Here is a 14,747-nt window from a genome sequence, read left to right as displayed (position 1 = left end):
ACTTCGACTTGGAACGGTGGGTCAGAACGTATCTTTCACGCCTTTGGTGGAAGGGAAATACGGGCGTGTGATTGCCGCATCATTCCTGATCTGCTCGGGCGTGGGCGGCGTTACCAGCAGCAAGGTGGCGCCCTCGTTGCGGCGCAGGTTCACCACCAAGGATGCACCGCCGCTCTGGCGGCCCGCCATCGAGGCCAGCGCCACGCCCACAAACGCGCTGGCCGCGCCGGTGTCGCCGAGGATGCGCGCCAGGTCGACGCCGCGCTCGGGGTCGCGCAGGTCGAAACCGGGGTCGATCGCGCGCAGTGCGTCCGCCAGCGGCGCGAAGCGGGCCGCGCCGCCGTTGTCGCGCCCGCTGGCGTCATCAAAGAAGATGCGCGCCGGCAGTTTGCCGCCGAGCGGGGTCAGTGCCGCGCGCAGTGCGCCTTCCATGCGCGCCGCTTTCACGGCGGCCGGCAGCGCCTGGCCGGCGGCGTCGAGCCAGGACACCGCCTGCGGCCGGTAGACCGTGCCCAGGTGTTCCAGGCGGTCGAACTGGTCGACCTGGAACTGGGTCCACGGCTTGGCCAGGTAGGGCGTCGGCACGAACGGCGTGGGCGGAGCTTTCTTCCAGCCGGCAAACTCCGACCAGTTGCGCGAGATTTGCGCGCCACGCCGCTTGATGACCATGCTGTCGGCCACGAACGGCGCGAACGGGCGCAAACGCTCGACCCGCTCGCGCCGCGCCAGCACCAGCATGGCGTAGCTGTCGCTGATCACGCCCGGCTGCTTGGGCCGGTAGACTTGCTCGGCCGCCAGCGTCTGGTAGCGCGGCGGGTCGCTGCGGATGAAGCTCAGGGCGCGGTGCATGGCGCTGTCTTTGGCGGCGACGGCCAGGGCGGGAAGGTCGCCATGCTGGCCGAAGGTGGCGAACAGGGTGTGCCACAGCGTGTCGGGCTCGTCGTGCAGGTAGGAGTTGAGCACCTGGCCGCTCTGGGTCAGCAGTTCGCGGAACGATCCTTCGTCGGTGTAGTGGCCGCTGACCTTGGTCACAACGATGCCGCCGGCATTGACCTTGCGCCGGAACTCGCGTGCCTCGCCGTCCGGCGCCTCGCCAAACGCGGGCGCGACCACCGAGATCGGCAGCGGGTAGCGGTCCATGAATTCGCGCACGGCGGCGTCGATCGTGTCCATGTTGCGCTTGGCCGCCATCATTTGCCACTCTTGCAGATTGGCGGGGTAGGTTTTGGGGTCCTGCGAGACGATATATCCGCCCTTGCTGCTTTGCACCGCCTGCCACAGGTTGGCCTTGGGATGGTCGGGATGGTTGCGCCAGGTTTCGACGGCCACGCCCACGCCGATCAGGTCGAGCGCGTCGATGGGTACGGAAGGAGTGGCATTGGCTTGCACTTGCATCATCAGGGAGTCCATCTTGTCGCCGGAAGCGGCTGGCGCGGACAGCAGCAGTCCCACCAGCGCGCAAGCCGCCATGATGCCTGAACGCTTCATCGGAACGTGTCTTTCACGCCGGCGGTGGAAGGGAAATAGGGGCGCTTGATGGCGGCGTCGCGCTTGATCTGTTCGGCCGTGGGCGGTACCACCAGCAGCACGCTGGCGCCATCCATCCGGCGCAGGTTCACCACCAGGGTGGCGCCGCCGCTCTGGCGTCCGGCCATCGAGGCCAGCGCCACGCCGATGAAGGCGCTGGCCGCGCCCGTGTTTCCCAGGATGCGCGCCAGGTCGTAGCCGCGTTCGGGGTCGCGCAGGTCGAAGCCGGGGGCGATCGCGCGCAGTCCTTGCGCCAGCGGCGCGAAGCGGGCCGCGCCGGCGTTGTCATCAAAGAAGATGCGCGCCGGCGGCTTGCCGCCGAGCGGGGCCAGGGCGTCGCGCAGTGCGCTTTCCATGCGCGCCGCTTTCTCGGACGCCGGCAGCGGCTGGCCGGCGGCGTCGAGCCAGGAGACGATCTGCGGCCGGTACACCGTGCCGAGGTGCTCCAGATGGTCGAACTGGTCGATCTGGAACGGAGTCCATGGCGTGGCCATGTACGGGGTCGGGACGAAGGGCGTGGGCGGGGTTTGCTTCCAGCCGGTAAACATCGAGGCGTTGCGCGAGAATCGCCCGCCACGATTCTTGAGCACCATGTTGTCGGCCACGAAGGGCGCGAACGGACGCAGGCGTTCGACCCGCGCGCGCTGCGCCAGCACCAGCATGCTGAAACCCTCGGTAAGCATGCCCGGCTGCCTGGGCTTGAACACTTGTTCGGCCGCCAGTTTTTCGTAGCGCGGCGGGTCGGTATCGACAAAGCTCAGGGCGCGGTGCATGGCCCCATCCTTGGCGGCCACGCCGATGGCCGGCATGTCGCCGTGCTGTTCCATGGTGGCGAACAGGGTGCGCCACAAGGTGTCGGGCTCGTCGTGCAGGTAGGAATTGAGCACCTGGCCGCTCTGGGTCAGCAGTTCGCGGAAGGAACCCTGCGCGGTGTACGGGCCGCTGGCCTTGGTGACGACGATGCTCACTGCGTTCGAGGCGCGGCTGTTCTCGCGCTCCGGCCCGCTTTCCGGCTCGCCGAAGGAGGGCGCGACGACAGCGATCGGCAGCGGGTAGCGGTCCATGAAGTCGCGCAGCGCGGCGTCGTTGGCATCCATGTTGCGCTTGGCCGCCATCAGCTGCCATTCGGGCAGTGTCTTGGGATACTGGGCCGGGTCTTGCGAGACGATGTAGTTGCCCTTGCTAGCCTGCACCGCCCGCCACAGGTTGGCCTCGGGATAGTCGGGATGGTTGCGCCAGGTTTCGACGGCGACGCCCACGCCGACCAGCTCGAGCGCCTCGATCGGGGGATTGGCGGGCTTGCCGCCCTCAGCAAGCGGCATCAGCGAATCCATGTAATTGGGCGTGGCGGGGCCGCACAGCGCCGGGGCGGCGAACAGGATGGCCGCCAGCGGCCAGGCCCGCGCCGCCAGCGCGCGCAGCGGCAGGCGCTCAGCCAAAAAAGGCGAACAGGCCGGCGGCGGCGCAGCCGACCACGGTGGCGCCGACCACCACTTGCAGCACGCGTCCGGCCGGCTCGGGCTGCGCCGGCGGGGTGGCGGCGCCGGTTGCGGGCGCCTCGGCGGCGAGCACCACCAGCGGCACTGGCTCGGGCGGCAGCGGGGCCAGGTGTTCGGTGCCGGGCGGGGTGGCCAGCACGCCGCTCAGGTCGTCCTGCGGGTATTCTTCAGTGCTGCTGGTGGACATGGGACAGTTCCGTCGGTAAGTGGGATTTCAGGCGTCGACCGTGGCGTTGGCGGTGCAGATGACCATGCTGGTGCAGGCGCTCTTGTGGCCGTGCAAGGTCAGCGGAAGCGCTTCGTCCAGGGTCGCGCCATCGCCCTCGATGATGGGGTTGATGCCGTGCAGCGGGCAGCTGACCAGATCGCCCACGCGGGCCACCCGGCGCCCGTCGATGGTGAAGCTGCCGCTGGCCTTGATGACCTTGCCGCCGTGGGTGGTCATGTCGCCTTCGCAACAGATTGGACGGTCCATCAGAAGGTATCCTTCACGCCGGCGGTGGAGGGGAAATACGGGCGCTTGATGGCCGCATCTTTTTTCATCTGTTCGGCGCTCGGTGGCGTCACCAGCAGCAAGGTGGCGCCATCGTTGCGGCGCAGGTTGGCGACCAGGGTGGCGCCGCCGCTCTGGCGTCCGGCCATCGAGGCCAGCGCCACGCCGACAAAGCCGCTGGCCGCGCCCGTGTCGCCCAGGATGCGCGCCAGGTCGAAGCCGCGCTCGGGGTCGAGCAGGTCGAACTCGTCGTCGACCGCATGCACGCTTTGCACCAGCGGCACGAAGCGCTCGCCGCTCTTGCGGTCGTCCAGCACGCTGCCGTAATCGTAGAAAATACGCACCGGCAGCTTGCCGCCCAGCGGCGCCAGTGCGGCGCGCAGGGCGGTTTGCATGCGCGCCACTTTTTCAAGCGCCTTGACCGGCTTGCCGGCGGCGTCGAGATACGACACCACTTGCGGGCGGTACACCGTGCCCAGGTTTTCCAGGTGGTCGAACTGGTCGACCTGGAAGGCGGTCCAGGGCTTGGCCACGAAGGGCGTGGGCACGAACGGCGCGGGCGGGTTTTTCTTCCAGCCGGCAAACTCGGACCAGTTGCGCGAAAAACGGCCGCCGCGGTTCTTGACCACCATGGTGTCGGCCACGAACGGGGCGAACGGCCGCAGGCGCTCGACGCGCGCGCGCTGCGCCAGCACCAGCATGGCGAAGCTGTCGCTGACCACGCGCGCCTGCTTGGGGCGGTAGACTTGTTCGGCCGCCAGTTTTTCGTAGCGCGGCGGGTCGCTGCGCTTGAAGCTCAGGGCGCGGTGCATGGCGCTGTCCTTGGCGGCCACGCCGATGGCGGGTACATCGGCGTTCTGCTCGAAGGTGGAGAACAGGGTCTGCCACAGCGCGTCGGGCTCGTCGTTGAGATAGGAATTGACCACCTGGCCGCTCTGGGTCAGCAATTCGCGGAAAGAACCGGGCGCGGTATAGGGGCCGCCGACGGTGGTGACGACGATGCTGCCCGCGTTCGATCTTCGGCTCAGTTCGCGTGCTTCGCCGGCTTCCGGCTCGCCGAACGCGGGCGCCACCACCGAGATCGGCAGCGGATAGCGGTCCATGAATTCGCGCACCGCGGCGTCGATGGTGTCCAGGTTGCGCTTGGCCGCCATCATCTGCCATTCGGGCAAGGTTTTCGGATAGTGCTTGGGATCTTGCGAGACGATGTAGTTGCCCTTGCTGTCCTGCAGCGCCTGCCACAGGTTGGCCTTGGGATGGTCGGGATGGTTGCGCCAGGTTTCGACGGCAACGCCGACGCCGACCAGTTCGAGCGATGCGATCGGCGGAAATGTGGTTCCTGTTTGCGTCTGCGGCATAAGTGAGTCCATCTTGTGAATGACATTCGGCGCGGCGCCCCAGGCGGGTGCGGCGAGCAGGGCCGCCAGCGCCCAGGCGCGCGGCGCCGGGAGGCACATTACTGGGGCGCCTGCGGCTTGCAGCGCGGCAGCGAGGTATCTTTCGGGTCGCCGGTACAAAAGTCGCGCTTCGGCGCAAACGCCGTGAAGCAGCCGCTTGCCGAGATCAGCACCCCGGTGAGCGCGATGGCCGGCACGAGGCGGGATGTGCAATATTTAACGAGCTTCAATGTTGTCCTCCACGGGGAAACGCATGTTGATGATTGAGACGCTGGCTTTCCTCGAAGCGCTGCCGGGTTGTTTCGGAAATCACGAACGGGTCCAGGGTGCCCACGGTGCAGGCGTCGGTAAAGGCCGGCAGCTTGCCCGGATGTAAGCCGTCCGCTGAATGGTAATGGAAATTGCCATTGATGACATCGCGTTCGCCGGCGCCGATCTCGCCGCTGAGCATGGCGACGATTTCCGGCGCCGGTGGCGGAAAGGCGGCACTGTCGAGCGACTTGTCGTTGACCACGCCATGCCAGTTGGTGCGCCAGTCGGCCGCCGCGCGCAGGAAGGTGATCCATTTCACGTCATTGGTCTTGAGAATCTCGCTGATGCCGATGCAGACATCGAAGGCGACCGCCTTCTGGCTGTGCATGGCGTTGCTGACAATGCTCGAATGGTAGGAGTTGTCGCCTTCGCGGTTCATCCAGCGGGCCTTAGCCTGTTCCGCCGTCTCGCCGGCCAGCATGCCTTCCTGGCCCTTTTTGCTGTAGGGGCTGGTGGCGCCGATGGAGGCGTCGATCGGGCCGTTTTGCAGTGCGGCGGCGCCCATGTCGGGCAGGAACGGCACATGCAGCGGCTCGGCGTTGATGAAGCGCTTGCGCGCCACGGTGGGGCCGACATTCCATTTGAAGTGGATCTTGTACTGGTAGGGTGCGGAGCCGACCGGCGGCGCGTCGGCGTTCTTGCCCAGTGGCGAGACGAACATGCGCTGGTAAAAGCGGCTGCCGAGCTTCTGGCGCATGTCTTCGTACACGCCCCACCAGCCGATGCCCTGGATGTTGGGCAGGCCGACGGTGGCGTCGTCCGGGCTGAAGTAGAGAAACACCTTGCCGCGGTTGTCGCGCTCCATTTTTGCCGCCGCTTCCCACAGGCGCCCGACCACGCCCTCGCCCTCGGTCTTGAGGCTGGCGAAGGCGGGCACGGTGGCGGGCGCGGTGGTCATGAAATCGGCCACGATCTTGCGCAAGGTTTCTTCGCGCGCGTGCGCGGTCTGCTGTTCGCCGCCGGTCTGGAAGGTTTCGATGAAGGGTTCTTCGAGGCTGTAGGGCGGATTGTTGAGCACCACCGTATCGGCCTTGATGCCGGCGCCTTCCTTGCCCAGCATGGCGTGCGCCAGCAGGGTGACGAAACAGCCCTGGCTGTGCGCGATGATATTGACCGGCTCGTTGGGCGACTTCTTGCGGATGATGCGCAGCAGGGCGGCCAGGCGCTGGGCCGCCAGCACCATGTAGGTCCGGGGCGGCGCGCTCAGCAGCGGGTGGGTGCCGTCGTCCGGATCGGCGCGCCGGATCGCCCAGTTGCGCCGGAAACCTTCGCCGAACATGTCGGGAATATTCGTGGTGGCGTTGGCGAACGGCCCGCCGTTCTTGCCGAAGCGCTTGTCGATGCGGTTGCCGTAGCGGTCCAGGTATTCCTTGTGCGGCTGTTCGGTGTCGGCCTGCGCGCTCTCTTCGCGGAAACCCCAGTAAAACGGGATCACCGACGAGGTACCCTGGTCGGGCTTGCGCTGGAAGTACACCTTGTCGGGGTCGGGATGGATATCCTCGACCGTGTAGTCGCCGGTTGGTTTGGTGGGCGGCAAAGCCCACTCGCCGGCCAGGATATCCTTGCGGTCCAGGCGCGTGTTCAGGCCGGCGCACAGGCCGGCCTCCTGTTTGGCGAAGGCTTCGCCCACATCGTTGACCCCGTGCACCAGGATGGTGATGCAGGGCATGCTGCGCTTGATTGGAATGCCCGCCGTCGACTTGCTTGTCAGCAGGATTTGTTCTTCATTGCCGGGAACGACCAGGTTGTCCTGCTTGCTCATGCCTTGTCCTTCCAGACCTTGATGTCGGCGATGCGCATCACGTCTTTCTCCGCCAGTTTGGTCAAGCCATCCTTGCCGGTCTTGCCTTCGATAAGCTGGCCGTCATCGAGCTTGATTTGATAGTTGTGGTTGTCGAGTTTGTCGAGCTTGTCGCCATCGCGGTGCAGCATGAACTTGCGCCCGGTGTCGCCCACCTCGAATGTGGGCATGTCCTGCTTCATGCTGCCCGGGCCGGTGAAGGCGCGCGAGGCCGACTTGAAGATCAGGTTGCCCGGACAAACGATTTCGATATTTCCGCCCGAGAGCTTGATATAGGCCCCGCCGCTGGTGAGCGTGATGTGCTTGTCGGCCGCCATCAGGATGTGGTCCTTGGTCGAGAGCATGGTGATGCTCTTGTCGGCCGTGATCTCGATGGCGTTGTGCTGGGCCTGCTGGATCAGCTTGCCCTTGTTGGCGATGCTGCGGATGTCGCCGTCGAGCGCGAACTGTTCGATATCCTTGCCGGCCGTTTGCAGGATCGACTTGCCGGCGTAGTGCTGCTGGTTGTGGCGCGCCACGGTGTCCATGTTCTTGCCGGCAAAGTGGGTCTGGTCCATCGGGGTGGCGCTGGCGATGCCGGCCGCCGCCGTGATGGCAATCACCGGTACCCCGCCCGGCATGCGGCCCTTGGCGCCGGCCTCGTCGCCGCTGCCATGGCCGAGTGAGCCGACCGCTTCGGTCAGCGACTCTTGCGGCTTGGGATCGCGGGCGCCGCCTTCGTGCTGTTCGGCGGCCTCGCCCAGGCTTCTGGCCAGGTCGAGCGCCTGTTCCAGGCAGCGCACCAGTTCGTCGCGGCTCAAGGTGCCGCCGACGGCGCGCGTGCGCCCATCGGTACTGAGCAGCAGGCCGCGCGAGGCGCGCACGGCGCCGGCGCCGTTAGTTTCCAGCGCGAAGCCTTCGCCGCGGCTGTCCTTGCGCCCCAGATTGTCTTCGATGCGGGTGATGTGGCCGAGCGAGAGCTGGCTGTGCTGATGGTCGCTTTTGAGCTGGGCCTGGATCTGGCCGCCCGAATCGTCCAGCACCAGGTGGTTGCTGCGCCCGCCCGCCGCATTGCCGCCGCCGGGTGTCAGTTCGCGGCTGCGGATGCCCATCAGGGCTTTCTGGTCGGCCAGCTTCCAGGGCGGCATATTGTTTTCGTTGTACACCGCGCCCGAAATGATCGGCCGGTCGGGGTTGCCGTCGAGCCAGACCACCACCACTTCCTGGCCACGGCGCGGAATCGCCTGCGCGCCCAGTTCGGCGCCGGCCCAGGGGCTCGACACCCGCAGCCAGGCCGAGCTGCGTTCATCGTTGCTGCCGGCCCGGTCCCAGTGGAACTGCACGCGCACGCGGCCGTATTCGTCGGTGAAGATATCTTCGCCGCCCGGGGTGACCACGGTGGCCGTCTGCGGCGCCAGGATGCGCGTGGCGCTGCTGTTGTAGCCACGTCCCGGACGCCACGGAATGCGCTTGCGGATGCAGGTGAAGTGGTTGCTGTAGTCGGACTGGCTATCGGCGTGCTGGAGGTAATTGTTACTGATCGAATGGTGCACGCCGACGATCAGGAATTCATTCTGGTCGGCGCCGCCGGCGTCGTCATGGAAATGCCCGGCCAGGCGGAAGCTGCGGCCCGGCATGCTGAAGCGGTGATTCCCGCGCGCCGTAAAATGCTTGCCGCTCGCTTCGATTTCTTCCATGCGCAGGCGGGCCTGGTCAAGCCCGGCGGCGCTGTCGGCAAAACCGTAGGCGCCGGTGTACTCGTAGGATTCGATCGTGAGCACCGTACCCTGCTGGTTCACGGTCGGCACGTCCGTATGGGCCGGCTGCGGACGCTTGAAGTCGAAGCTCGACAGCGCCACGCTGGCCGCGACCAGGTCGCGCACCGGCGACCAGTCGCCGATCGCATCTTCTTCCAGCGCGCCGCCGTGGCGCTGGAAACGCACGTCCGGGTTGCCGTCGACCGGCGCGGCCTGGGGCGAATCGTCCGACAGCACCAGCTTGTGGCCGCTGGCCGTGTGTTCGTACCAGTAATACCAGCCGGCCGCTTCCCAGCGCCGGTGCAGGTAATTGTGGTCGTCTTCGGCGAACTGGCAAGCCATGGTCATGCGCGTCTCGGGCCCGCGCAGGCGGCAGTCCCAGTCGGGATGGGTGCCGTAATCGTCGAAGATGCTGGTGGTCTGGTCGCGCAGGGTGGCGTCGTGGAACACGTAGTTGTCGCGCCGCAGCTTGAGGTAGGCCAGCCAGGGTTTCAGCAGCATCGAGTAGAACGCCACGCTGCCGTCGGTGCGCATGAGCTGGAAGGCGAACACGTAGCCGTTGAAGTAGCGCAGGGAACCGTCGCCACGCACCAGTTCGATGGTGACCATCTTGCCCTGCACATCTTTGAGGGCCAGGCTGGCGTTGTCGGACAGCACTTCCACGCTGAACTCGAAGTCGCGCGAGAGTTCCTCGCGCGCCTCCAGCCGGTTGGGCAGCAGCACATCGTCCGGCCCGTCCGCGTGCGGAAAGGCCAGGCGCATGATGCGATTGTGTTGCCGGCCCAGCGCCATCGCCGCGACCACCGCAGAAATACTACCCATAAGAATTGCTTCCTTAATCAGGCGTTATATAACCATAAAGCATAGTATCTGAACAACGTGTTGACTGTCAGTCATATTGCTTAAAAATAATTGGTGTGTATTTACGTGCAAGTAGGTGCTACGGGGCAATCGCCGTCCAGCACTGCATATTGACGCGATGCGGTAAAACAACAGATGAGTTTGCTTGTATGGAAGCGTGCCGGAAAAAGGGGGAAGAGGGCGCGCGCGATGTCCGGCGTGGCATGGGGGCAATCTGCCGGTGCTTCCCAAGTAGCTATTGCGCGTGGGGCGATGTTTGTGGGATGTCTATAGGGAACTCCAACCTAGCTGCGCACTCGCTACGATTGAAGTGAAAAATGGCGAGCCGCCACAGGCTCTGGCAAAATGAAGTGAATGCACCCTGGAGATTAAAATGTTGCCAGAATGGAACTTGGCGGGAGTTTTACCAGCGCTGCGTCCTGGCGAGGCTGGTCATTCAGTCGATCGGTCTCCTTACGTCGCTGCACTGTCGGATGGTCCAACGCTTCAGCATGTCTCCACAGCGCGTCGCCATTCTTCGTGGTTTGTTAGCGTTTCGAGCTGAACTACACAGAATTGGCATTACCAGCGGTTTTCAGTGGTTGGATGGAAGTTTCATGGAGCAAGTTGAAGTACTTGAGGACCGGGATCCGAAGGATATCGATGCTGTTACCTTTTTCGCCATCCCGCCGGGAGAAAGTGAACAAAGTCTCGTAGATAAAGCTCCGCAGATTTTTGATCACGATGAGGTGAAGGCGGCATACCAGGTCGATCACTATTTGGTCGTGCTGGGACAGTTCCTGAATGCCGATAGTGTCAGGGAAATCGCTTATTGGTACAGTATGTGGTCCCACAGAAGGGATGGACTCTGGAAAGGATTTATTCAGGTTAGCCTGGATCCTCAGGAGGATGTAGTTGCACATGCATTTTTACCACTGTTAAGTGGGGTGGCGTCGTGAGTTACGAATACTTATCCATCAAATCGGAAATAGCTGAAATAGAGGGAATTCTACGTAATATTGCTCCGGCCCAAGTCATCAAAAGAATGACTTTTGAGAGTAGATTGCGTTCAGCAAAAATTGCCTTGGAGGCATACGAGCGTTTGCCGAGATCTAAAAAAGCGACGCTGACATTTCGTGGCAAGCCCGTCGTGGGTTCGCACGGCGTTCATGCCGAATTCGGCAGTCGCGCCGCGCTCAATTTTGCAGACGCTTTTGCGGCGGTTGCTGCGGGCTTGGGCGAAAGGTTGCGCTACAAGGGGCCGATTCCCGATCGCGCCAAACATCAGCTCCTTATTACCGGGACGGCGATTGGCTCTTTCGGGTTTGAATTTGAGCTTCCGGCCGAGAGGGACGACTTGTTCGGGGATGAGCCCCCGGCTGAGCAGACGTTAAGGAAGCTCCAGGAGCTTATGCAAAAATCCGCAGAGGGTTCCGATGATGAAATTTCCGAGTTGGTCGATGAAATTCACCCGCGGGCCGTGGCCAAAGTTCACGAATTCTTGAGTTATCTGGCGCAGCAGCAAGCATGGTGCGGCCTTGAATTTGGTGGGAGCTTTTTCCGGTATAAAGATATCGACCAACTTAGGCTGTCCACTGAGCGACTACTGGCAGGCAATATCAAAGAGTCATGCGAGACAGTCATCGGCGCATTTACGGGCATCTTGCCCAACGACCGGACGTTCGAATTTACGCAAGCCGAGTCTGCTCATGTCATCAAAGGAAAAATTGCCCGCGAGGTTGACGATCCGGATCTATTGCTTAGGGGATACTATAAAAAGGAAGTCACGGTCACTTTTGCAGTGGTGCAGGTCGGGCAGAGCCGTCCTCGCTATCGTTTCACGTCTGCCGATTCTATCAAGCTGACTTAGTCGCCGCATCATCCGGGGCCGAACGAAAGCAATGTCCTTGCAGGTGGCGTGGCCGGGTAGTGCGGCGCAGTGCGCTTCGATCAAATGATGAGGCCGCTGTCGCTTCACATCCGGTCCAGCAACTGCTGTCCTGCCCGCTCGCTCATGACCAGCACCAGCTTGAGCCTGGCGCGGGTCATGCCCACGAACAGCTTGCGCAGGACCAGCTCGTCGATCTGTTCGAAATCGATCTCGGTGAAGATGACCGCCGGCGCCGACTGGCCCTTGAAGCGGTACACCGACTCGGCCAGCAGGCCGCCCTCGCGGTAGATCGGAGTACCGAACAGGTCGTATTCGCCGGTGAAGGAGTGCAGGGTATGCGCTTCGCTGAGCTTGTCGAGGCGCAGGATGGCCGATTTTTCGCGGCCGCGGAACGAGGCGATGGCGATATCGTGGCGCGCGAAGCCGGCGCCCAGGCACAGGGTGACCGCGCGCCGCGTCTGCGCCAGCATGGCTTCGGTGTCGCCCTCCGGATACATCAGCTCCTCGATGTCGGCGCCCTTGAAGGGACTGCCGGCCTCGACCGGTGGATGGACCGCGCCGATCGAGGCCAGCATGTCGATGATCTGGCGCGGGCTGCGGAAGTTGGTGTCGGAATGCAAGGTGACCCAATCCGGCAGCGGCACCGTGGGGCGGCCGTACAGGTTCTGGTTGGGGTCTTCCAGCCAGATGGCGCGGCCCCCGGGCTTGAGCATGCGCAGCAGGATATCGCGCCAGGCCAGCGAAAAATCCTGGCCCTCGTCGACGATCAGCACGTCGTATTTCCAGTTGTCGGGCAGCTCGGCGCCGGCCATGCGCGCTTCGATCCGGTCCCACACGCCGGGCGCGGCGTAGTCGGGAATGTGGCCCTGGGCGCGCAGGAAGGCGTCGCTGAGCATGTGGAAGGTCGCCACCCGACCGCCGGCCGGAACCAGCTGCCCGATATGGTCCGCCAGCGGCCGGTTGTAGCACACGTACAGGGGCGCCAGGCCAGCCTCGATGGCCCCCGCGTATTCGGCCAGCGCCAGCTGGGTCTTGCCGCTGCCGGCGGTGCCCGACACGCGCAGGCGGAACGGGGTAAATTCCAGCTTGCGCGCCCAGGTCGCCAGCCCGCCCGACAGGCGCGTGACCATGGCCGCCGCATTGCCGATCATGGCGCTCGGATCGGGCCGCAGGCTGAGCATGTTGCCAAGAAAGCGCGTGACTTTCTCGAACTGCTCGCTGGGCTTGCTGTCGGTGACCGGCAGGATCTCGCGGATCACCTGCGCCAGCCGGTCTTTATTGGTGGCGTCGATGATGTGGCGCGGGTCGATGCCGGCCAGCTGCGGACTGCGCATCAGGTAGTCGGGGCAGTACAGCAGGTAGTCGATCGACAGCTCGCCGCCGAAGCGCTCGGTCAGGCCCTTGATGGAGCGCATCAGGTGGTTGGCGACCTTGCGCGGCTTGCCCTCGTAGTGCTTGACCAGGCCGTCGGCCGTTTCGTTGAGCAGGCCCGATTTCTGCTCGATCAGCAGCAGGCGCCCGCTCGGCGCGACGACGATGAAATCGATCTCGCCGAACGCCGAAAAACCATTCTCGACATTGGTCCAGTGCACGCCGTGGTAGATGCGGTAGGGGGCATCAAGCAGGGTGCGTTCGAGATAGGTGAGCGTCTCGATCTCGCGCACGGCGGTGCCGGTGACCGACATGGCTTGCCAGCCGGTAGGATGAATGTGGGCCATGGAATGGGGGCGGTCGGTTGTGGTGGTCAATACGCTATTGTAAATCCGCGTGCGGGGCGGGACCGCACGCTTGCTGGGCAAACGCGCGCCCCCGCCCCGTCCCCATTGCCGTGCGCCGTGCCGTGTCGGCGCGCTGTGCGGCGCTCCTCGCTCCCGATCCTGTTCCTGAAACGATCCCGGCCTTCTCGCCGCGCTTTTCCATATGCTTGAAACAAGAATGTAAAAGCGTTTTGATAATAAGTTAAATCGCATGCCGGGCGCATAAGCGGTATTCACGCACCGCTGGAAATGGCAGGTGCCGGCGCCATGCGATTTAAATGAAAACTTATATGACAGATTAATGCGGCGCTATCCGATAAAAAAATCATGCGCGCTGCAAGTTAATCGCCGGCATTGTTAAATGCGGCACCGGTTTATGACATAAACCCCTCCGCGCTTGATCGCCGGTGCGCCCTCTTTTATGCGCATGGCATATCCTTCTTATGCCTTTCAGATAAGTGGCGCGCGGCTGCTGCCTTGCGGCGAATGCCTGCTGTCATAGGAGGAGCCCAGCGCGCCGGCGTCTTTTTGCATATTGTTTGTTCTAGATCAATATCCTTGATTTATTTATGTGCCGCGGGATTTAATTTCAAAAAAATTAACCTTAATAAATTATTGACAAAGAAGAATTTTGCCAATAATCTACGTTTCGTTTAGTCCATCTTAATACAACCCATTAATCTAATATTGCGATAAGGAAATAAACATCCTGATCGCCGCGGCATCTTATTGCTTATTTCTAAGGGGGGCGTGTGAATATCTTTCTTTCCGGGAGCGGCGTTTTTGCGGTGCAAGTCGCTGAAGCCTTGAATGGGGCTGGCCATTCGATCAGGGGTATTGCCTCTCCGCGTTTGCGCAAAGGAAAAACGGTGGAAGATATTTCGACCATCGACCGGCTCAGGGCTTGGGCGCTGAGGCATGAACTGCCGTGGACCGATGCTGGCGAGTTGCGTGCGCACAATATTCCCGACAAGGTGCACGTGATCGTCAGTGCCCATTCACACGCCTTCATCGGACGCCAGACGCGGGCGCGGGCTTCGGTGGCGGCCATCGGTTATCACCCCAGCCTGTTGCCGCTGCACCGCGGCAGGGATGCGATCAAGTGGACCATCCGCGATCGCGACAAGGTCACCGGCGGCACGGTCTATCACTTGACCGAACGCACCGATGGCGGACCGATCGCGGCGCAGGAACACATCCTGGTGCCGCCCGAGGCCAGCGTGGAAAGCCTGTGGCGCGACCAGCTGGCGCCGCTCGGCGTCCAGCTCCTGCTACGCGTGGTCAACGACCTGGCCGGCGGCCTGCGCATCATGGTGCCGCAGGACGAGCAGCTGGCCAGCTGGGAGCCGTCGATGGACGCGCCGCTGCTGTTCAAGCCCGAACTGGTGGCCCTGCCCGGACCGGACAGCGTCTTCGTCACGGATGCCAACAAGTGGGCCCTGGTCGCCTGAGCGGCGCCGCTGGCTGCATTTTTTCGACAACTAACGAAATTGG

General features: G+C 63.6%; 12 protein-coding genes. 3 read left to right on the top strand and 9 right to left on the bottom strand.

The features are described from left to right. Positions 1-21 precede the first annotated feature (21 nt). From F1609_RS16645 to F1609_RS16610, 8 genes are read right to left on the bottom strand one after another with little or no spacing between them, the layout of a single operon-like run. Complete coding sequence (locus F1609_RS16645; RefSeq protein ID WP_167077533.1) at positions 22-1,488, bottom strand: type VI lipase adapter Tla3 domain-containing protein; 1,467 nt, start codon at positions 1,486-1,488, stop codon at positions 22-24. Further along, complete coding sequence (locus F1609_RS16640) at positions 1,485-2,966, bottom strand: type VI lipase adapter Tla3 domain-containing protein (protein ID WP_167077532.1); 1,482 nt, start codon at positions 2,964-2,966, stop codon at positions 1,485-1,487. The genes F1609_RS16645 and F1609_RS16640 overlap by 4 nt, the downstream gene beginning before the upstream one ends. Continuing rightward, positions 2,959-3,213 (bottom strand): hypothetical protein, encoded by a 255-nt coding sequence (locus F1609_RS16635; RefSeq protein WP_167077531.1) that lies wholly within the window; start codon positions 3,211-3,213, stop codon positions 2,959-2,961. The genes F1609_RS16640 and F1609_RS16635 overlap by 8 nt, the downstream gene beginning before the upstream one ends. A 27-nt stretch (positions 3,214-3,240) precedes the next feature. Then, on the bottom strand, positions 3,241-3,501 hold the full coding sequence (locus F1609_RS16630; protein ID WP_167077530.1) for a PAAR domain-containing protein: 261 nt from the start codon (positions 3,499-3,501) through the stop codon (positions 3,241-3,243). Then, on the bottom strand, positions 3,501-4,976 hold the full coding sequence (locus tag F1609_RS16625; protein ID WP_167077529.1) for a type VI lipase adapter Tla3 domain-containing protein: 1,476 nt from the start codon (positions 4,974-4,976) through the stop codon (positions 3,501-3,503). The genes F1609_RS16630 and F1609_RS16625 overlap by 1 nt, the downstream gene beginning before the upstream one ends. Next, positions 4,976-5,146: a hypothetical protein gene (locus F1609_RS16620; RefSeq protein ID WP_167077528.1), complete on the bottom strand. Its 171-nt coding sequence runs from the start codon at positions 5,144-5,146 to the stop codon at positions 4,976-4,978. Before F1609_RS16620 ends, F1609_RS16625 begins: the two co-directional genes overlap by 1 nt. Beyond that, positions 5,143-6,990 carry a T6SS effector phospholipase Tle3 domain-containing protein gene (locus F1609_RS16615; protein WP_167077527.1) on the bottom strand — a complete coding sequence of 616 codons (1,848 nt, stop codon included), beginning with the start codon at positions 6,988-6,990 and terminating at the stop codon, positions 5,143-5,145. Before F1609_RS16615 ends, F1609_RS16620 begins: the two co-directional genes overlap by 4 nt. Then, on the bottom strand, positions 6,987-9,587 hold the full coding sequence (locus F1609_RS16610; RefSeq protein ID WP_167077526.1) for a type VI secretion system Vgr family protein: 2,601 nt from the start codon (positions 9,585-9,587) through the stop codon (positions 6,987-6,989). The genes F1609_RS16615 and F1609_RS16610 overlap by 4 nt, the downstream gene beginning before the upstream one ends. A 356-nt stretch (positions 9,588-9,943) precedes the next feature. On the opposite strand from F1609_RS16610, the gene F1609_RS16605 reads away from it, so the two are divergent. Together F1609_RS16605 and F1609_RS16600 are read left to right on the top strand one after the other, a co-directional pair. Beyond that, positions 9,944-10,564: a DUF6932 family protein gene (locus F1609_RS16605; protein ID WP_167077525.1), complete on the top strand. Its 621-nt coding sequence runs from the start codon at positions 9,944-9,946 to the stop codon at positions 10,562-10,564. Further along, entirely contained in the window at positions 10,561-11,475 is a 915-nt protein-coding gene (locus tag F1609_RS16600) for a hypothetical protein (protein ID WP_167077524.1), read from the top strand. Before F1609_RS16605 ends, F1609_RS16600 begins: the two co-directional genes overlap by 4 nt. A gap of 104 nt (positions 11,476-11,579) precedes the next feature. On the opposite strand, the gene F1609_RS16595 is transcribed toward F1609_RS16600, so the two are convergent. Beyond that, the gene (locus F1609_RS16595) at positions 11,580-13,214 is read right to left on the bottom strand and encodes an ATP-binding domain-containing protein (RefSeq protein ID WP_167077689.1); all 1,635 of its coding nucleotides are present in this window, start codon (positions 13,212-13,214) and stop codon (positions 11,580-11,582) included. A 908-nt stretch (positions 13,215-14,122) separates the two neighbouring features. Here F1609_RS16595 and F1609_RS16590 point away from each other — a divergent pair. Continuing rightward, positions 14,123-14,704 carry a formyltransferase family protein gene (locus F1609_RS16590; RefSeq protein WP_370661636.1) on the top strand — a complete coding sequence of 194 codons (582 nt, stop codon included), beginning with the start codon at positions 14,123-14,125 and terminating at the stop codon, positions 14,702-14,704. Positions 14,705-14,747 lie beyond the last annotated feature (43 nt).

Origin of the sequence: Massilia aquatica (assembly GCF_011682045.1) — a bacterium.
Taxonomy (GTDB): Bacteria; Pseudomonadota; Gammaproteobacteria; order Burkholderiales; family Burkholderiaceae_D; genus Telluria_A; species Telluria_A aquatica.
This window is presented reverse-complemented; position numbering and strand designations above follow the sequence as displayed.